The 19,151-nt window shown below is 59.4% G+C and carries 19 protein-coding genes; 18 read left to right on the forward strand and 1 reads right to left on the reverse strand.

Annotated features, from left to right (window positions below):
- From AC6CIG_RS15180 to AC6CIG_RS15265, 18 genes are all read left to right on the forward strand, one after another.
- The gene (locus AC6CIG_RS15180) at positions 1 to 1,386 is read left to right on the forward strand and encodes a hypothetical protein (protein WP_498322932.1); all 1,386 of its coding nucleotides are present in this window, start codon (positions 1 to 3) and stop codon (positions 1,384 to 1,386) included.
- A gap of 14 nt (positions 1,387 to 1,400) precedes the next feature.
- Positions 1,401 to 1,718 carry a hypothetical protein gene (locus tag AC6CIG_RS15185; protein ID WP_498322934.1) on the forward strand — a complete coding sequence of 106 codons (318 nt, stop codon included), beginning with the start codon at positions 1,401 to 1,403 and terminating at the stop codon, positions 1,716 to 1,718.
- A 128-nt stretch (positions 1,719 to 1,846) separates the two neighbouring features.
- Positions 1,847 to 2,053: a hypothetical protein gene (locus AC6CIG_RS15190; protein ID WP_498322935.1), complete on the forward strand. Its 207-nt coding sequence runs from the start codon at positions 1,847 to 1,849 to the stop codon at positions 2,051 to 2,053.
- A gap of 210 nt (positions 2,054 to 2,263) precedes the next feature.
- Positions 2,264 to 3,457 (forward strand): hypothetical protein, encoded by a 1,194-nt coding sequence (locus tag AC6CIG_RS15195; protein ID WP_498322936.1) that lies wholly within the window; start codon positions 2,264 to 2,266, stop codon positions 3,455 to 3,457.
- Positions 3,458 to 3,476: 19 nt separating this feature from the next.
- Complete coding sequence (locus AC6CIG_RS15200; protein ID WP_498322938.1) at positions 3,477 to 4,505, forward strand: phage major capsid protein; 1,029 nt, start codon at positions 3,477 to 3,479, stop codon at positions 4,503 to 4,505.
- 12 nt (positions 4,506 to 4,517) lie between these two features.
- Positions 4,518 to 4,856 (forward strand): hypothetical protein, encoded by a 339-nt coding sequence (locus tag AC6CIG_RS15205; RefSeq protein WP_498322939.1) that lies wholly within the window; start codon positions 4,518 to 4,520, stop codon positions 4,854 to 4,856.
- Between the two features lie 78 nt (positions 4,857 to 4,934).
- Positions 4,935 to 5,681, forward strand: a complete 747-nt coding sequence (locus tag AC6CIG_RS15210) for a hypothetical protein (protein ID WP_498322940.1) — start codon at positions 4,935 to 4,937, stop codon at positions 5,679 to 5,681.
- Positions 5,678 to 5,854: a hypothetical protein gene (locus tag AC6CIG_RS15215; protein WP_498322941.1), complete on the forward strand. Its 177-nt coding sequence runs from the start codon at positions 5,678 to 5,680 to the stop codon at positions 5,852 to 5,854. Before AC6CIG_RS15210 ends, AC6CIG_RS15215 begins: the two co-directional genes overlap by 4 nt.
- Complete coding sequence (locus AC6CIG_RS15220) at positions 5,851 to 6,558, forward strand: phage adaptor protein (protein WP_498322942.1); 708 nt, start codon at positions 5,851 to 5,853, stop codon at positions 6,556 to 6,558. Before AC6CIG_RS15215 ends, AC6CIG_RS15220 begins: the two co-directional genes overlap by 4 nt.
- A 13-nt stretch (positions 6,559 to 6,571) precedes the next feature.
- The gene (locus AC6CIG_RS15225; protein ID WP_498322943.1) at positions 6,572 to 8,494 is read left to right on the forward strand and encodes a hypothetical protein; all 1,923 of its coding nucleotides are present in this window, start codon (positions 6,572 to 6,574) and stop codon (positions 8,492 to 8,494) included.
- A complete protein-coding gene (locus tag AC6CIG_RS15230; RefSeq protein WP_498322945.1) occupies positions 8,494 to 8,871 on the forward strand; it encodes a GNAT family N-acetyltransferase in 378 nt (125 codons plus the stop codon). The genes AC6CIG_RS15225 and AC6CIG_RS15230 overlap by 1 nt, the downstream gene beginning before the upstream one ends.
- Before the next feature lie 52 nt (positions 8,872 to 8,923).
- Positions 8,924 to 9,895 (forward strand): tail fiber domain-containing protein, encoded by a 972-nt coding sequence (locus tag AC6CIG_RS15235; protein WP_498322946.1) that lies wholly within the window; start codon positions 8,924 to 8,926, stop codon positions 9,893 to 9,895.
- Positions 9,895 to 11,790 carry a hypothetical protein gene (locus tag AC6CIG_RS15240; protein WP_498322948.1) on the forward strand — a complete coding sequence of 632 codons (1,896 nt, stop codon included), beginning with the start codon at positions 9,895 to 9,897 and terminating at the stop codon, positions 11,788 to 11,790. Before AC6CIG_RS15235 ends, AC6CIG_RS15240 begins: the two co-directional genes overlap by 1 nt.
- Positions 11,791 to 11,948: 158 nt before the next feature.
- Entirely contained in the window at positions 11,949 to 13,496 is a 1,548-nt protein-coding gene (locus AC6CIG_RS15245; RefSeq protein WP_498322949.1) for a hypothetical protein, read from the forward strand.
- A gap of 205 nt (positions 13,497 to 13,701) precedes the next feature.
- A complete protein-coding gene (locus AC6CIG_RS15250) occupies positions 13,702 to 14,556 on the forward strand; it encodes a hypothetical protein (RefSeq protein ID WP_498322951.1) in 855 nt (284 codons plus the stop codon).
- A 14-nt stretch (positions 14,557 to 14,570) separates the two neighbouring features.
- Positions 14,571 to 16,856, forward strand: a complete 2,286-nt coding sequence (locus AC6CIG_RS15255) for a pectate lyase family protein (RefSeq protein WP_498322952.1) — start codon at positions 14,571 to 14,573, stop codon at positions 16,854 to 16,856.
- On the forward strand, positions 16,856 to 17,158 hold the full coding sequence (locus tag AC6CIG_RS15260) for a hypothetical protein (protein WP_498322954.1): 303 nt from the start codon (positions 16,856 to 16,858) through the stop codon (positions 17,156 to 17,158). Before AC6CIG_RS15255 ends, AC6CIG_RS15260 begins: the two co-directional genes overlap by 1 nt.
- Before the next feature lie 55 nt (positions 17,159 to 17,213).
- Positions 17,214 to 18,740 (forward strand): hypothetical protein, encoded by a 1,527-nt coding sequence (locus AC6CIG_RS15265; protein ID WP_498322955.1) that lies wholly within the window; start codon positions 17,214 to 17,216, stop codon positions 18,738 to 18,740.
- On the opposite strand, the gene AC6CIG_RS15270 is transcribed toward AC6CIG_RS15265, so the two are convergent.
- Positions 18,718 to 19,101: a hypothetical protein gene (locus AC6CIG_RS15270; protein WP_498322957.1), complete on the reverse strand. Its 384-nt coding sequence runs from the start codon at positions 19,099 to 19,101 to the stop codon at positions 18,718 to 18,720. The two genes, AC6CIG_RS15265 and AC6CIG_RS15270, sit on opposite strands and share 23 nt — an antisense overlap.
- Between the last annotated feature and the right edge of the window lie 50 nt (positions 19,102 to 19,151).

Here is a 19,151-nt window from a genome sequence, read left to right on the forward strand (position 1 = left end):
ATGGGCGGCATTCCCGTAACCATTACCGACAAGGGCGTTCCTGTCTCGCTTCAGGGCGATATCCCGGCGTCGGCTATTCCGTTTGGCTCTCCCGGAGATCCGGCTGGCCCGCTTGGTCCGGATGGCAAGATACCGACCTCGCAGCTTCCCCCGCTTGAACACGATATCGCACGCGCGGCCACAGAAGCCGAGATGCTGGCACTCGCAGTCACTTCGCCGGCCATCTGCATTCGTACCGATTTCACGCCTCCGCATGTGTTCTATCTCGTGGCCGATCCCGGCACGAACGCCGCGAACTGGGAAGACACTGGCGAATTTGGCGCGAGCACGGCTAATCCGTCTGTAACGGTTGGTCTGACGGCGAAGAATGGCACGGCTGACACCATCATGCGGTCGGATGCTGCGCCGGCTCTCGATCAGTCCATCGCGCCCACTTGGACGGGTGCGCATACATTCACCCAAACCACTAACGTCTTGCAAGGCGGCGGGAATGGCGTTGCTATCGCACCTAGCGCCAATGGCGGCACGCCTGCGATTTCAGCTGTCGGAGCGAACGGTAATATCAGCCTCGATATCTCAGCGAAGGGCGCGGCAGGGATCAACCTCAAGAGCCCGACTGCTGTAACCGGAACATTCAGCACGACGGGGAATGCTACCTTTAGTGCTTCTGCCACGTTTGCTGGCAATGTTGCGGTAGCCGGTCAGCTTGGTTCGTCCGCAAACACATCTCTCCCTAGCCCGACGAATAGCGGTATCAGCCTGGGCGGCGCTCCCACTTGGGCGATGCAGCAATTCTATGATCAGTCGAATACGGCAAACAACCGTTCGGCGGATCTGCTGTTTATCTCCAATTCGATCAAGTTCCGGTTTGCGAATGACGCCCGCAACGCCTTCACAGACGTTCTGTCTATCAATGGTGGCCAGGCGCTCGGCGTAACTGGCATTACGTCCACCTCCGGTTCTGGTGCTTGGGCGCACGTTGGTGCATTCAGCACGACAGGAACGCAAACCATCCTTCCGGCCGGCGGCAATGGCGTTTTCATCGCTGGCGCTATCTCAACGGGCCTTCCGCAGATTGGTGCCACGGGTGCAGGGACTGATATCGGTCTAGACATCTCTGCAAAGGGGACTGGTGGCGATATCACACTCAGGGCGGGTGGAATTGTTCGCCTCAAGCTGGCGGGGGCAGGAGACGCAACCTTCTCCAACACGGTCAAGACGGGGGAATATATCGTCGCAAATCTTCCGGCTGCCAGCCCTGCGCTGAAGGGCGCTCGTGCATTCGTCACCGACGCTTCGAATCCTACATGGAATACCCCTGTCGGTGGGGGAGGAGCGAATACAGTGCCTGTGTTTTGTAACGGTAACAGTTGGGTCTGTGGCTAACAAGGAGAATTGAAATGGCAATTGCAGATATTCGGAAAATGATGGCGGTAGGCGTCCCCGCCGAAACTGCCAAGGTGATCGATGAAGTCGTGACGACCGCGTCGGGCGGCGCTGTCGCATGGGCTGACGTGACTGGCACTCAGGCGGGCGTTGAAGCGGCTGTGGCGGCTAAGACCTCGATCGCAGCACTCGCCAACCTGACCGACAACAGCGGTGGCACGGCGTCTGGCACGATTGCTGTTGTGGGCGCGACGTATAGCCAGACGGAAGTCGCTAACGCCATTGCCTCTCTCGCTGCCAAGATCAACGCGATCAACGCGGCTCTGAAATAATGGCTAAGGTTTGGCTGGATCTCGGGAACGGCCGAAAAGTCTTCCGGTCTATCCCGGAAGCCGCGCCGGCTCGCTCGTCCCTTCCCGTTCCCATGCTCTCGCTCGATACCATGCCCGAAACGCAGTCCATGCTTGACGGCAAAATGTACACGTCCAAGTCCGAGCTTCGGAAGACGTACAAGGCAGCCGGAATGATCGAGCTGGGCAATGAGCCGATGAAGGAATTCAAGCGGCCGGAGCGTGATCGAGCTGGCGACCGTGCTGCCATTGAGCGCGCTATTGCCGATGTAGAGGCGGGACGTGCTCCGCCTGTGCTGACTGAACTGCCGGTCTAATGAAGGTGACGGGCAGGGCTTGATACCTGCTAACGCTTGGTTCGGAATCAAGCGTTTCCCTTGAAATGCTACTTGCCCTCGAAAAGATCAGCTCCGATAGCCAATCTTCCGAGTTTTTGACAAGGGCGTGTCCTTCCACGCTGCCGTCACTGCAATCCGTATATCACAACCTCTCAGACAGGTGAATCCATGACCAACGAATCCACGACGGTGGAGGCGGATGTCACTCCGCTTGCCTCCGACTCTCGCGTTATTGACGATAGCCAGTCCTCAAATGCCCTCGGCCGCGGCGTCCACCTCCCGGAAGGCGAGCAGAAGCAGGAAGACGCAAAGCCGCTCTCCACACGCGAGGCCATCGCCAAGGCTTTTGACGACAACCAGAAGGCCGTCGAGGAGAAGGCCAAGGTCGCTACCGAGGACGCAAAGGCCAAGGTAGCCGAAGCGGAGAAGGCGCCGAAGGTCGAGAAGACGCGGGCAGAAGACGGGAAATTCGCCAAGGCGCAGACGGAACAACCTGCCGTCGATGCTAAGGCAGACAAGGGCGCGCCCGAAGCGGCCGCAAGCGAGCGGGCAGCGCCAGAAGGCAGGGAGTCTGAGGCCCAGCGCTATCGGGAGCCGCCCGCTCGTTTCCTTCCCGAGGCTCGCGAGAAGTGGGCCAATGTTCCGTCCAACATCAAGGCGGAGTTTCATCGCGTCTCGCAGGAGATGGAAGCCGAGACGGCCAAATATCGCGAGTCTCACGAGGCTTACGAGCAGGTGCGCCAATTCGCCGAGCAGGCAAAGGCAAGCGGCACGGATCTGAAGACGGCGCTGCAATCCTACACGAACATCGAGAACCTGCTGCGCTCCAACCCGGCGCGCGGCGTGGCGGAAGTCCTGCGCAATATCGGTCTCACTCCCGAGCAGTATGCGCAGCACGTCATGCAGAACCCGCAGGCGCATCAATTCACGCAGCAGCAGCCCCAGGCTCAGCAGCCGCAGCAGCAGTCCAACCCCGAGATTGAAGAGCTGCGCCACGAAATTCAGTCGATGAAGGCCCAGGCGATCATTCCGGTGATCGACCGCTTCATTGATGAACACCCCGATTATCACGCCCTTGAACCACAGATCGAAGCGATCCTGAAATCTGGCGTGATTGAGCAGATTTACGGCAATGGCTTGTCGCCCGTGCAGAAACTTGCAGAGGCGCATCGGATGGCTGGGGGTCGCTCCCCTTCACAATCCGTAGCGCAGCAAGAGCAGCCCGCGCCTGTCCAGAGCCAGCCCGCGGCCCGTCCTGTCGATCCTGACGGCCAGAAATCCATCAAGGGCGCTCCAACCAACGGCCAGTCCTCTGAGCCGCCGAAGCGCTTCAAATCCAATCGCGATGCACTGGAAGCGGCTTTCGCCGCCCACGCTCGCTAATCCCTAGAAAGGTAAGGCTATGGCTGGTCCGATCATTGCAGATCGCAATTACCAGCAGGTCCTGACCGCCGCGCTCGCCTATCGCCAGCGTGAAATTCAGGATCTGGTTTTCAACTCCACCCCAGTATCCGCGATCCTTCGTGAACGCGGCATGTTCAAATCCTTCACCGGCCCGGAAATCCGCGTCCCGCTGACGATCGACAAGCTCGAGGGTCAGTGGTTCACTGGGTACGACAAGCTCAACAACGAGCCGAAGGAAATCCTTAACTCCGCGCTCTTCACCCCGAAGAACCTTGCCGTGGGCTTCTCGCTCTCCGGCACTGAGCTTCGCGGCAACGAAGGTCGCACGCAGGTCATCGACCTGTATGAGGCATATCTCGACAATGCCCAGGACTCCATGCGTGACGAGTGGGAAATCTCCCTCCACGGCGCTGGCACTGGCACTGGCGGCCGTGAAATGGTCGGCTTTGGCGGCGCTCTGCCGATCATCCCGACTGCTGGCGTGTATGGCGGCATTGACCGCGCACTGCACACCATCTGGCAGCCGTCTGTGTTCGACGCGGCAACCGACTTCACCGCTCTTGGTGCCACCGGTTGGGACTCGACCACGGCACGCGCCATTGTCGAGAACGTCACTGCACGTCGCTCGAAGGGACGGCGCTATCCGTCGATCTGGATCGCTGATCTGAACTCCTATCAGGCCCTCTCGGCCTCGATGGTGGCAATCCAGCGCATCACCCGCGATGGCGGTGGCGAACCGACTCTTGGCTTCAACGGCCTCGAAGTCGCAACGCCGGTTGGCAACGTGACCTTCTACTGCGCAACGGGCGTCGGTTCGGTCATGCCGGCCAACACCTGCTACTTCATCGACCCTGACGGTCTCGAAGTACGCTTCATGGCTGATTACAACATGGTCCCGCTCTTCCCCGGCCAGGGCGCCATGCCGATCAACCAGGATGCATACGCTCAGTACCTCCTGTGGGTCGGCGAACTCATCCTGCGCAACCCGCGCTTCTCGGGTCGCCTCATCGCAACCCCGACCCCGTAAGGAGAACAGAACATGGCTATTGATCATGTTTTCCGCGCTTCGCCGGATCTCGGCCCAGCGCTCACGATGGTCTACGATGACCCGACGTTCTACGATCAGGCATCCGTGACCCTTCCGTCGTACCAGCTCGGCACTGTCGTTCGTGGTAGCGATGGTGGAGAATACTTCTGGGTGCAGGCTTCGGCCGACATCGCAGCGACCGCAACCACCGGAACTCAGGTGACCATCACCTTCCCGGGCTACACGGTCGCAACCGGCGCTGGTGGCTTCTACACTCCCCCGGCCACGGCAATCACCAACGGCCAGTTCTTCCACGTGCGCCGCGGCGCCTGGAACGCTGTCCCGGCCTGATGGCCCAACCATTCTGACAATGAGGGGCGCTCTTAACGGGGCGCCCTTTTTCTTTGACCTCAGACAAGGAACCCAACCATGACAGACATTCAACCCGGCTTGCCGGAAAACGTTCGGCTGCCCTTCGAAACGGCGGCTAACCACACGATCACGGCATTCTTCAAGCACGGCTCCTTCCTCAACGTGGCCCAGTCGGAAACGGCAGGGAAGCCCGTCTATGACCTGAAGGAAGTCGTTGAACTCCGCTTTGCCGGCGACCGCAACTATTCTCCCGTCCTCCCTGCCGACTCGATGTGGCGCAGGGTCGGTGACCGCGTTGTCACCTATGCCGAGCGCTTCGCCGAGCAGTATCGCGCCTTCCTCATGGGCGACGATCAGAAAGCAGGCGGCACGGCTCTCGAAATGCTCGTGGATTACGGCATCACGCCGGCCCAGCTCTCCATCTGCCGCGCGCTGAAGATCTACAGCATCGAAGCCCTTCATGCGATCGACGGCCCGCAGATCAAGGCTCTCGGCATGTCGGCCAACCAGTTGAAGGCGATGGCGCGGCGCTGGGTGGAAGATCACGCGAACCGTTCCATCGAGTCCACCAACACCGAAATGGACAAGCTGAAGGCAGAGCTTGAACGACTCAAGGCGCTTATCCCGCCCCATGAAACACCGCCGGCAGAGATCGATGCCCTCCTTTCCGCGGCCGACAAGGAATTCGAGGCGATGACGGAAGCCGAGTTGAAGGCCTTCATCAAGGACAAGACGGGCGCTGCCCCTCGCGGCAATCCCTCTCATTCCTGGCTCGTCAATGCTGCCAAGGAGCTTGCCGCATGACCATTGAAACGCGGACTGTCGAGAAGGGCACACTCGTACACATAGGCGGGATCCCCTTCCGTCTGGAGGAAGGTGCGAGGCTCTCCACCCACGAAAACAACTGGGACTTGGCGTTTGAAGATTTGGAAACGCCATCCGATGACTGCTCCGCCAGCGAGGCTGCCCCCGAATGACCATCCTCTCCGCACTGCAGAGCGCTTCTGTCCGCCTGATAGGCCGGAAGCCCACCACCTTTTTCTCCAGCACAGAACAGTTCGAAGTGGAGCTTGTCGACCTGGCGAACGAAGTGGCGAAGAGCATTGCGGATGAGCACGACTGGCAAGGACTGATGAAAACGCATGAAATCGTCGGGGACGGGACCACAACGGCATTCCCGCTTCCCGACGATTACGACCGCCAGCTTCTCGATACCAACATCTACAGCGCCACGAATTGGGCGTGGGGTTACCAGCGCGTCACGCGATACGACGAGTGGCAATATCTCGAAGTGCGCAATTTCAGCATGATCACACCGGGATGGTGGATCCTGCTTGACAATCAGATCCAGTTCCTTCCGGCCCCGAAGGATGGCGACCAGGCGAGATTTCTCTATATCTCCAACCAGATCGCGACTGACGTTAACGGCGATCCAAAGTCCTCGTTTACCGCGGACGGGGACAGCTTTTTCGTTGATGAGCGCTTGCTCACCCTTGGCGTCATCTGGCGCTGGAGAGAACAGAAACGGTTAGACTACTCGTCCGATCAAGCCAATTTTGACGAGCTATTCTCCCACATCTCCAATCGTGACGCAGGCGCCAAGCCGATCTTCACGACCGGCCGCCGCTGGCCGGGTATGCGCTTCAGAACCTCGTATCCCTGGACGCTCGGCGGTCTCTAAGTTTGGAGAGTGAATGATGTTCATGCGGGCCGCCGTCCAACCGAGACCAGCGCAGCGTATTGCCAATACGGCGAAGTTTCCCGCTCCTATCGCGGGATGGATCCAGAACCAAAACATCGGCGCTCCCACGTCTGGCCCACAGGGTGCGATGGTGCTCGAGAACATCTTCCCGACCGCGATCGGTGGAGAGATCCGGCGTGGTTCGGCAATCTATGCCACGCTCGGAGGCGGTGACTCTGATGTTACTGCAATGTTCACCTATAACTACGGGAACAATAAGCATTTCTTCGCCTCAACGGCCACGACCGTCTACGACATCACGACCATTTCCTCCCCGATCAATTACCAGCTCGCGGATGAGGGCGGCGATAACCTCATAACCGACCTAGGCGATTATATTGGCCAACTCTCGACGGCAGGGCTCGAAGTCATCCAGGGGATGACGGGCGGCGATTGGATCGATGCGCAGTATTCGACAACGGGCGGTAATTACCTCGTTATCGTCAATGGCTCCGATCCGATGCATATCTTTGACGGGACGGCCTGGTATGCCATCACGGGAGATCCGGTCAATCGCCTGAACTACGACGCAGAGACAGCCCCTTTCACGGTCGGTCAGACGGTTACAGGCGGGACTTCGGGCGCTACTGCTACGATTGTGCAAGTGGTCGACAACGGCGCAACAGGGCATCTCATCCTTGGCGCCATCACCGGAGGACCGTTTCAGGACAACGAGCCCATTACGGATGGGGCAGGCGGCGCGGCGACGGCTGACGGCGCTAACACGCAACTGTTTGGCGCTATCACCGGCACCAAGCCAGATGGCTCTGCGCTTCTTACCAGCGATTTCAGCTATGTGTGGACGTATAAGCATCGGCTGTTCTTCATTCTGAAGGATAGCCTTGACGCCTATTACCTCCCGGTGGACCAGATCACCGGGGCGGCAACGCTTCTCCCGCTTGGCTCCGAATTCAGCCTTGGCGGGAAGTTGTTCATCGGCTCGCAATGGTCCCTGTCTGCCGGCGATGGCCTTCAGGAAAGCTGCGTCTTCATAACGGATGAAGGCGAGGTGGCAGTCTATAACGGCGACAATCCGGCCACCGCTACGACGTGGTTCAAGAACGGTCGCTATCAGATCGGCAAGCCGAGGGGACCGAAGAGCTTCATTCGCGCTGGTGGCGATCTGATATTTGCAACAAATATCGGTTTCGTGCCGTTGTCCCAGGCTGTTCAGATTGATTTTTCGGTCCTGGCGGGCTCGGCTGTATCCTATCCGATCGAAACGGCATGGAATGAAGCCGTTCAGCTCCGAGCAACGGGATATTGGGACGCGATAACCTGGCCTGAGAAACAGATGGTGCTCGTGTCTCTCCCGACAGAGAACGAACAGCCACCTTCCATGCTGGTCACGAATGCCAGAACGGGCGCTTGGGCGAACTTCACCGGTTGGAGTGGGACTTGCTTTGAAATATTCAACGGGCGGCTCTTTTTTGGTTCGCAAGATGGGAAAGTGGTTGAGGCTTGGGTTACCGGTCTCGATCAAGGCCTCCCGTACACGGCCACCTATGTCCCGCTCTTCTCGGACTTCAGCGACTCCGGCGCCCAAAAGATAGGACTGATGGCGCGGGTTCAATCCCGCGGCCCATATTCCATCTCTCCGCAGATGAGCACGCAATCCAATTGGGTTGTTAGCCTGCCTTCTCCTCCCGCGGCTACTCCGGTTCCGGAAGGCTCAGAGTGGGGCGTCGGCATCTGGGGCCAAAGCGTATGGGGAACGCAGCGCGCCAAGATATGGCAGGGAGAATGGCAGTCTGCCGGCAACATCGGCTATTCGCTCGCGCCGGCAATGCAGGTCACGTCTGGGTCGATCATCCCGCTTGATGCGGAGATTATCGCCCTGGATTTCTCGTTCCAGTCTGCCGATTGGGGATCTTAGTGATCGTTACTGATGAGCGTGTCGCCCGGTTTGTGAGCGAAAAGACCGGCGTTGCTTTCGTGCCTCCTTACACGGTTATGGGAATTGAACGGGACGGCGAGGTTATAGCCGGCGTCTTGTTCAACATATTCGAGGGGGCGGACGTTCACATGTCCGTCGCCGGATCTGGGTGGACTAAGGGCTTTCTCGCAGAAGTCGGCCACTACGCTTTCGATATCCTCAAATGCGAGCGCATCACGGCATTAACAGAGCAGCCGGAAGTGGTTCGCTTGGCTGAAAGGCTGGGCGGACAGGTAGAGGGTTTGATGCGAAATCACTTCGGTCGGGGGCGCAACGCTTTCGTTGTCGGGTTCCTGCGCGATGAGTGGAAATTCTGATGGTAAACTACTCCGCCATGATGTGGCGTAAGCCATTGAAAGGATTATAGAATTGGTTTCTTCACCCAAAGCGCCAGATCCGAAAGAAACAGCTGCTGCGCAAGGCGGTATGAACCGCGATACTGCCATCACGCAACAGCAGCTTAATATGGTGGATCAGGTCGGCCCGTATGGGAACCTGACCTACACGCAGAACGGCGTGAACCGGTTCCAGGACTCGAACGGCAAATGGATCGAGACGCCGAAATACACGGCGACCACGACCCTCACGCCCCAGCAGCAGGCCATCCTCGACCAGACGCAGGCCGCGAACCTGAACCTCGGCACGATAGCCAATGAGCGCTCCGCCTTCCTCAAGGACTATCTCGCCAAGGACTTCGACGTAAACGCCGCGACGGAAGCCAAGATCAACGAACTCGGCTCCTCCCGCCTTGACCCGCGCTTTGCCCGCGAGCAGGAGGCTTTGCGCACGCAGCTCATCAACTCTGGCATTCGTCCCGGCACGGCTGCCTATTCAGCGGCGATGAACGACTTCGGCCAGACCAAGAACGACGCCTATAACCAGTTGGCTCTCACTGGCCGGCAGCAGGCATTCCAGGAGGCGAGCTACGAACGCGCGCAGCCGTTGAATGAAATCTCTGCGCTCCTCTCTGGCGCTCAGGTTCAGCAGCCCAATTTCGTCAGCACGCCACAGACCAGCGTCGGCGGGGTCGACTACACCGGCCTCGTCAATCAGCAGTACCAGAGCAATCTCGCCAACTCGCAGGCGAAGATGGGCGGCTTGTTCGGGCTGGCTTCGGCTGGCCTTGGCCTTTTCTCCGACCGCCGTTTGAAGACTGACATTGCCCGCGTCGGCAAGCTGGATAACGGTCTCACCGTCTACAGCTACCGCTACAAGGGCGAAGCTGAAACCCAGATCGGCCTGATGGCTGACGAGGTGGAGCGCGTCGTTCCTCACGCGGTTAACGAAGACCCGAGCGGATTCAAGCGCGTTCGCTACGATATTGCGGTGGAGATGGCCTGATGGCTGTAAGCGACTTCTTCGTTTGGGGGCAGGGCGGCACCAAGAAGACGCCCGACGAGATTGCACGCGAACGGGAAATGGCTGACGCCATTCTCATGCGCGCCGGCAATACCGATCCTGTCGGGCATTGGACGCAGGGCGCTGCGCGTGTCGTGGATGCCCTCGGGGGCGTTCTCAAGGAACGACGCGCCGCGGCCGGAGAACAGGAAATCGCGGGTGTCAACAAGAACCTGATCGCCAGCCTGTTGAGCGCGGGCTCTTCGGCTCCCGCTTCGGCTCCCGCCACATCCTCGGCTATCCCGATGACTTCTGCCGCGGGTGAGGTGTCGGCCACGGCTCCTGCCCCCTCTGGCGCAGGCCTAACGGACGTTTCTGGCGTCGAAGGCTATATCAGAGAGGCGGCGGCCAAACGCGGCATTGATCCAGATGTGGCCGTTCGCGTAGCGCGCTCAGAAGGCCTTGGCCCGGGCATTTGGCAGAGCAAGGTCATCAACAAGGCCGGGAAGCGTGAAACCTCGTACGGGCCGTTCCAGTTGCTTGTCGGCGGGGGTCTCGGCGACGAGTTCCAGCGCATTTATGGCAAATCCCCTGCCGATCCCTCGACCGTCAACCAGCAGATTGACTTCGCTCTTGATAAGGCTGCCGAAGGCGGTTGGTCGCCATGGTATGGCGCTGCCAAAGTCGGAGTAGGGGCGAGAACTGGCCTTGAGAACGCTCGGCCGCTCGGCTTTCAGCCTGCAGTAACGGAAGTTGCGAGCGCATCTCCTCAGACGGCGACTGATGCGATCGAGACGGTAGCGCCTTCCGGCTACGTAGACCCGATGGTTAGCGCGCCAAATTACGACGCTGCGGCGGCAACCCAGCCCGTTGCGCCGCCGCTTGACGCCCTGCGGGAAGTCGCCTCCATTCCTGTAGCCGAAACCATCGCAGCGCCCGCACCAGCCCCCGTTCAGGTCGCCCAGGCATCCGGCATCAACCCCGCCATCATTGAAGCCCTCACCAACCCGCAGGCTACTCCAGAGACGCAGCGCATTGCCGCCCTTCTTCTCCAGCAGGAACAGGCTAAACAGCAAGCGGTTCAGGAGATGCAGCTTAAGCAGGCCGATCCCGCGTATCAACTCGGTCTTGAGAAGCTGCAACTTGAAAACGAAGCTCTGCGCAATCCTCAGCCGAAAGAGACAGACGAAATCCGAGAATACAACTTCGCTCGCTCTCAGGGTTTTGAAGGCACGTTCGCCGATTTCAAGCAGCAGATGCGGAAGGCCGGCGCAACGAATGTAACGACGAACGTCGGCGAGGGCGACAAGTTCTATGAGAACCTGGATAAGAAGAATGCCGAGACATTCGCTGCCATGTCGGACAGCGGCGTGCAGGCGCGCAACAAGATGGTTCAGATCGATCGCCTCGACGCCCTCCTCACGCAATCCCCGCAAGGCGCAGAGGCTGCCATTAAGCAGACGTTGGGCGATCTAGGTATCCCAACAGAAGGACTCGACTCCATCCAGGCCACACGCGCGCTTCTGGAACAGATGGTCCCGCAACAGCGCCCGCCTGGCTCCGGTCCTATGTCTGATGCTGACATCGCCATGTTCCGCAACTCTCTGCCTCGCCTCATCAACCAGCCCGGGGGCAACCAGACCATTCTCCAGACCATGCGTGGCATCGCGCAATACGAGATGGAGATGGGCCAGATCGCCGATATGGTCGCTGATCGGGCCATCACCCCGACAGAAGGCCGGCAGAGGATACGTGATCTTAAGAACCCGCTTGATAACTACAATAAGATCCTCAAGCAGTTCGGTACTCAGAAGCAGGACGCCGGGAGCCCCCCGGAGGGGATCGACCCCGCCGATTGGGAATTCATGACGCCGGAAGAAAGGAAGCTGTTCCAATGACGCCAGAACAGCAGAAAGCCCTTGCTTTGGCGCGTGCTCGTCGCCGTCGTCAGGAGTCTCAGGGTGCGCCCTCGGCTGCAGGTGACGGATGGACTGATACTCTGCAAGACGTTGCGGCTTCTGGCGCGTCTGGCGTTGCTCGCGGCGCGGCTGACCTCGTGGGCCTTCCCGGCACCCTTTCCGATCTCGGCAAGTCCGGAATGGATTGGCTGCTGCGGACGGGATACGAGACGGCTACCGGGAGCGCTCCCGAGCCGGGAACGTTCTTCGCCGGCATGTCGGGTCTTTCCCCTGAATTGCAGGCGCAGACGCAGAGCCCTGTAAGCGGTCCCCGCGCGCGCGCTGGCCTGTCCGCGGTGACGGGCGGTGCATCGGAATACGACCCTCAGACAACGGCAGGTGAATTCGCCGGAACGGTCGGAGAATTCCTTCCGGGTGCTGCCGCGTTCGGTGGCATGTCGCCTTCCAATCTCTTGCGCTTTGGCGTTCTTCCGGGAACGGCAAGCGAGGCTGCAGGGCAGGTGACGGAAGGGAGCGAAGCCGAGCCCTATGCAAGAGTTGCTGCCGCGTTGGTATCGCCGGTTGCTCCTGCGCTGGTTTCGCGGGCGATCACCCCCATGCGGATTGCCCCTGAGCGGCTTGCTGCGGCAGACGTATTGCGAGCCGAAGGTGTTCGCCCGACCGCAGGCCAGTTGACGGGAAACCGAAACCTGAAAGCGATGGAAAGCGAACTCGGGGGAGGGGCAACTGCCGCTCTCCTCGATGACCAGGCAGCCGCCTTCACGGATGCGGCTATGCGTCGTGCAGGCGGGCAAGGTCTTGCTACTCCCGAGAACATGACGGTCATGAACGATCGGCTTTCGACCGGGTTTCGTGACATCTCGGCTCGAAATGTCCTTCAAGCAGACGGACAGCTCGGGCAGGATATCGGCCGCACTCTGAACACGTACCGGCGCGTCCTTCCCAGTGAACAGCGCGAGATAGTCCAAAACCTGGCAGACGATATCGTTACGCGCTTCCGCGCTGGCGGCGGCACGATGCCCGGAACCGACTATCAGACGATCCGTTCGAGGCTCACCAAGACGGCTCACAAGGCCCGGAATTCGGACACAGAATTCGCAGACGCCATTCGCGGGCTTCGGAATTCCTTGGATGACGGAATGGCCCGTTCCGTAACTCCGGAGGATGCGGCCGAATGGGCTAGGCTGCGGCGTGAATACGGGAATATGAAGGTTCTTGAGAAGGCAGCGACCGGGGCGGGCGAGAATGCGGCCCTCGGTAGCATTTCCCCTGCCAAGCTGCGTCAGGCGGCTGTTTCCGGAAGGAGCGGCCAATATGCCCGAGCAGAGGGAGATTTCGATGAACTGGCGAGAGCCGGCGAATCCCTCCTGCGTCCTCTCCCGGATAGCGGCACCTCAACGCGGCTCAATGCGCGCACGCTCGGCGGCGTCATGGGCGTGGGTGGCGCTGGAACGGGAGCGCTTGCGGGCGGTCCTGCTGGGGCAGCATTGGGCGCCTTGGCGGGTGTAGTCGCTCCAGCGGTCGCCGGTCGAGCGCTTATGTCGCGTCCCGTCCAGGCTTATCTAGCAAACCAACTTCTCGGGCCCACGCGTCTAGGTGACCCACGGATGGCCGGCGTTGTCGAGGCCCTGATAGGCCAGCAAGTCGCCGCCCAAGAGAAAGCAAAGCGGTTGCGAGACCGGTAGCATACCACGCTGCCATTCCGCCAACGACGCCAATGGCGAGGCCGTCCGCCTCCCATTCGTATTCAATTGCTAAAACAATAATCGACCAGAAGATGGCCGCTTGGAAGAGCTTCCAGCCCATCAAATACCTTTCCTGAAAATCTGAATCCTACACGACCTCAACAAGCCTCGCAATCCGCGGGGCTTTTTGCATTGGGAACAAGCTATGCCCTTTGACAGCAACGGTAACTACAGTCTCCCAAACGGCTACCTAGCCGTTTCAGGCCAGACAATATTAGCAAGCCAGCATAACCCGCCATTGCAGGACATAGCCGCAGCTTTAAGCCAAGTCGTGTTGCGCTCAGGCGTGGCCCCGATGAATGGCAATCTTTCGATGGCCGGGTTCAAAATTACCAATGCGGCTGTCGGCGTGGCGGATGGCGATTATGTCACGATGGCGCAGCTCAATGACGTGATTGCGTCGGTAACATCATCGACCGTTCCAACGGGCGCCGTCCAAGGGTTTCGCCGCACGACGCCCCCCACTGGGTGGATCAAGGAGAATGGCGGTACTATCGGGAGCGCGGCTTCTGGCGCAACCAATCGCGCTAACGCTGATACCGAAGAGCTTTTCACTCTTCTTTGGGAGCAGTTCAATAACACCATTCTTCCCATCCAAACCAGCGCCGGGGCTGTAACGACGCGAGGTGCTTCCGCCGCGGCAGACTTCGCCGCTGCCAAGCGCATGCCGCTTTTCGATGCCCGCTCAAGGTTCTTGCGCGGGGCAGATGATGGCCTCGGCTACGACAGCGCCTTGACGGTAGGCGCCACCCAGGACGACGCACTGCAGAACATCACGGGGCGTTTTACCTCAATCCGCAGGGCTGACAACGGCGAGATAATCGACGGTCACGTTGGCGCTTTCAAGGATGGCGGAACGACAACGGTCGCGAACACGGTGCAAAACACGGCACCCACCCTGCCGGCCCGGATCACTACTTTCGATGCCTCATTGATAGCCAGGACGGCCACAGAAACGCGCCCGCGTTCATCCGTCCTCCTTTACTGCATCAAACTCTAAATAAGGTCCCCCAAATGGTTGATATTCGGATTCGGGACCTTCCCGATGCGTCTCCTGCTGTGCCCACGGATTTTGTGGCCATCGACAACGGGACCACGCGTAAGGTGCCCATTGCCGATCTTGTGAGCGCCGGGCGTCCCCTGGCCTCTCAGGCCGAGGCAGAGGCGGGAACAGACCCCACGAAGGCCATGACGCCTTTAACGACGAAGCAGCATGTAGATTCTCGCCTTGGCGTCGATATCCAACAGCACAGCGCCAATCTGGACACCCTTTCCGGCGTCGTCCCTGGCGCGGCTGGGACCTCGATACTGGCTCTTGCGCTGGCCGCAGATGTCCGAAACTTCCTCGACACGGCTCCTTATGTCGCAACGCGCACGGCCCTCAAGGCGCTGGACACGACAAAGGACGCGGTTGCCATTCTGACGGAGACGGGACGGGAAGGAATATTCAACTGGAAGACGGGTGACTTCTCAGCGCAGATCGCTGCTGACACACTCGAAGGCATATATGTCAAGGCGGACGCCATTGCCGCGACTTCCGGGGCGTGGGTGCGCGTATACTTCGGCGCGGTAGATCCGAGATGGTTCGGGGCGCTCGGCAACGGTGTTGCGGACGACACCGCCGCATTTCAGGCTGCCGTAAGTGTTGGGAGAAACGTCGAGATTGTCCCGCCGTCAGCCAAGTATGTCTTGACGGCTCCTGTCATTGCGACGACCCCGACAGCGATTACTAGCACCGGATATGTCGAGATCGAGCAGACCACGGCAGGTGTCCCCGCCTTCATCTCCGATACGAACAATTTCACCTTTGATGCCGATATCAACATCATTTCGACGCAGCCGAAGCCAGGAACGGCATCAAGCGGGCCGTATCGAGCCGGCATCGTCTACCACTCAGCAATTCTGCAGGTGAACGGCGATGACTTCACTGTCAACGGCCTGAAAACGTACAACTTCACCGCTGGTGTTGGTTTCCACGGAACGCAGGCGGGATCAACGGGGCTTGCCGAGCGCGCCAGGGTCACAAACTGCTATTTCGATAAATACGACTTCGGGATTCTGGGACGCCAGTTCGACGGGATGTTCCTTGACCACCTCGAGGGCCGGGACGCTGAGGAGACGGTCGAGCCGGGACACATCGTCTATATCACGGATCGCAGCGCCCAGCGTTCCCGGGGCCTTATCATTAGCAACATCTACGACCTCGATAACACGACGGCCGAGACGCTAAAGGTGCGCAATGTTGAAGGGTTCGATATCAACGCAATGGCTTCAGAAAATTGCGTTCGTGGTATCGCGGTAGGGTTCTCTCGACTTGGGGTTGTTCGAGGCGGTACCATCAATATGGCGCTTAATCCCGCCGATAGCCAACAAGGCGGCGTGGTTATAGACGACTCAGAGGAGTTAACTTTTGTCGGCACCACCGTCGATATCCCGGCTGTCGTTGCGGACGTATCAGGCTACGGCATACGGGTACGCACCGATCTCGGTACCTTCGGCAACAGAAACATCACGTTTATTAGGCCAATGGTCATCGCCACTTGGACAAACGCGGGCTCGAATTCATTCAGCCCGTACTTCTCTCAAGGCAATAGTGATGTAACCTTCCTGAACCCGAAATTCGTCAATCGCGGCACCACGACCCCGTCGTGGCCTATCCGCATCGATACGGGATCTGACAACGTCAAGATCATCGAGCCCGAGTTGACCACCTCCGCAGCTACGGACCAGACTCGGTTCATCCGTAACCGGCCTGGGGCCACAAACACGCGCGTTGTGTTCAGCCAAGCTCTCACCCCCGCGTATGTTGCAGCATACGTCGCCGACGAAGCCGGAACCTGCATTGTCGAGCGGCCCCATAAATGGGAAATTATCGCGCATTCGGCAGTGGCGGCTTCACACACCGGCAGCACAACAGAAACAACTCTTGCCACGATCACGATCCCGGCTAACGCGATGGGGGCAAACGGTAAACTCCGTATCACCACGATGTGGTCATTTACAGGAACGAACACGAAAACATCTCGCGTCCGCTGGGCCGGGGCCAACCTTCAGGGGATCACGGCCACCACGCAGTTGAACGCGCGCTACCTTTGTGAGATCGAGAACCGGAACGCGACCAACTCCCAAGTTGCCGCACAGGGCAATTTCTCTGGCATCGGGGCGGGCGGCGGAGCGGCGCTCACCTTCACGACCGACACAACGGCCGACGTGACAATTCTGATCCAGGGCACGCTCGCCGCCGCCGCTGAAAGCGTCACGCTCGAAAGCTACACCGTCGAACTTTGCAGGATACCGTAATGGAAATCAAACCTATCCTCGAAAGCGCATTGGCAATCGTAGAGTCCGCATGGACAGACAAGGGAAAGGCGGTAGATGCAGAGGGCGATATCGTCCTCCCCTGGTCGGAAAGCGCGGTCGCCTGGAATTCTCAGGGCGCGATTTACAAGGCGGTCGGGAACGACCTCGGGACCGTGTTCCCCCTCCGTGCGCTGGCCGCTGAGTTCAACCTTGCGAACATCGATTTTGCCGATGTGGATAAGATATACGGCAAGGACGCCATTATTAGCGCCTACGAAAATGCAATCGCCAAGGCGACATAACTTCACAATTAAACCGTAGCGTGTTAGGCCCTCTCTGCTTTGGGGAGGGCTTTTCTTGACAGTAGCAATATCGAAAAAGAAATGGCTCCCGGCTCTCCGCCGAGTAGATGACTCTGCGACCAGAGCCGGCGTCCACTATGCGAACGGGCGCGGCACCTTTGCCGACATCGGCCCAAACGGTGTGTCGCCAGACCCACTCGGGGCTGCATTGACGTATGTCTATGAGGGGATGGGGGTTGCGCTAGCATCCACCAGCATTGCAAACCTTGTCAGTTCAATGCGGGAGCTGGGCATCCCGGTCGAGGCAGACCTTGGAGCGCTCGGGACAACAGTCGCGATGGGGAACCTCCAGACCCCGCGACTTCCGGTAAAGGGTGCTCGCCTCCTGCCAATTCAGTCGAAGGTGACTCTTCGCAACGGGCGAGCGGTCATCGAAAGCACGCGCGACGATACTGTCGATACCCTCACCGACGAGGCATTGAAGGCCCGAGCGATAGACGAGATCCTCGAAAATCTCACGGCCATCGCCGAGAAACACGAACGCATCGTCCTCGAAATGACGGGCGGCTTGGACAGTCGCGTGACTCTTGCCGCTGCAATGCATCTCGGCCTTCATGAACGGCTAGATTTCCTGACGCGGGGAGGCGCGGCACACCCCGACAGGATCATAGCCGAACGTGTCGCTCACGCCTTCGACATCGACATGATAGTCAGCCCATATGCGGAGGACTTCGTTTCTGAAGAGCAATTCAGAGCGAACTCCGGGTCCTGCGCCGGGGTGCGCTGGCTAGATGACGTAGCGTTCAGGATGCGCAATCGCCGGGATGGCTTCGTCGTGATCACCGGGGCGATGGGCGAACTGTGGCGCAATTACTATTGCGAGGTCCAATACTACAAAAAAGGCCGGCGCAATGACTTCTTCAGTCAGCCGATGACCGAGGAAGTCGCCCGGGAAATGTTCTCGATCTTTGGGGGACGCCGGCATTTCCTATGCGACCAGTCGGCGGCAGAGGATGCCTTCGTGACGGAGGTCTGCTTCCATCAAGGGACAATCGGGGCCTGCCTGTTTGAGCACTACGTGAGATTTCGAAATCGCATCCATTATGGCGGGGCGGGAGCGGCGAGGGCGCCTTACTTCGCATCGGCCGATCCGCTCTATTCTGTGTCGGCATATGAACTGGCGCGGCGTAAGGATGCGGAATGGCAGCTTTTCGGGGAACTCTCCTTCGAGATTATTGACGCGCTTTTCCCGGCGCTCAATGCCTTCCCCCTCGCGGAGAAAGAAGTCGCTCCTATCTTTTCGTCCGCCGCAAGGGAGAGGCGCTTTATCCACGGTCGCAAGCCCATGCACGGCCTTAAAGGCAGGGCAGGCATCCGTAGTGTAGACCGTTTCCTGTTGCCCAGAGAGAAGGCCAACGACATAGCGGCGGATTATACCGCGTCCCGCCTTCACTTGCTGGACGGGTTTTTGACCCCGGCCATTCTTGAGATGATAAAGAGCACCGACGACACGAAGAAGAGATACGCACTCGGCCGCGCTGTCTCGTCGGCTGCCGTGTTCATGGACCTGATCGCCTCTTAAACTTCAGCGCCGCCACACAAAGCGCAATGGCGGCTGTAGCTGCGTGGCAGTTCTCTATCCCGTCTAGCACCGCCCTGCCTTGATCTTGGTCCCAGCTACAGCCACCGGCAATTCCGGGGGCGATAGCCCGCGCCAGATCAAAGGCGGCATCGAGATTACCCGTATAGGCAGGAACGGGAGCCGGGCATTCTCCGGATGGGCTGGCCCACTGCACATGCGTTCGCGTTTGGCCTGTCTTCTGATCTTCGATATCGACCGTTCGTTTCTCGTAGCCGATCAAGGTTGCGATTTGCCCGTCTACTGGCCTGCTCGGCGCGGTGAGCGCTTCTAGCCGCGAAATAACCAGATCAATATTGAACATGCAAGCAACCCCTCCGAATTGAGAAGGGGTTGATATCCTATTGTCCCATC

The organism is Sinorhizobium sp. GQ132 (assembly GCF_059758575.1).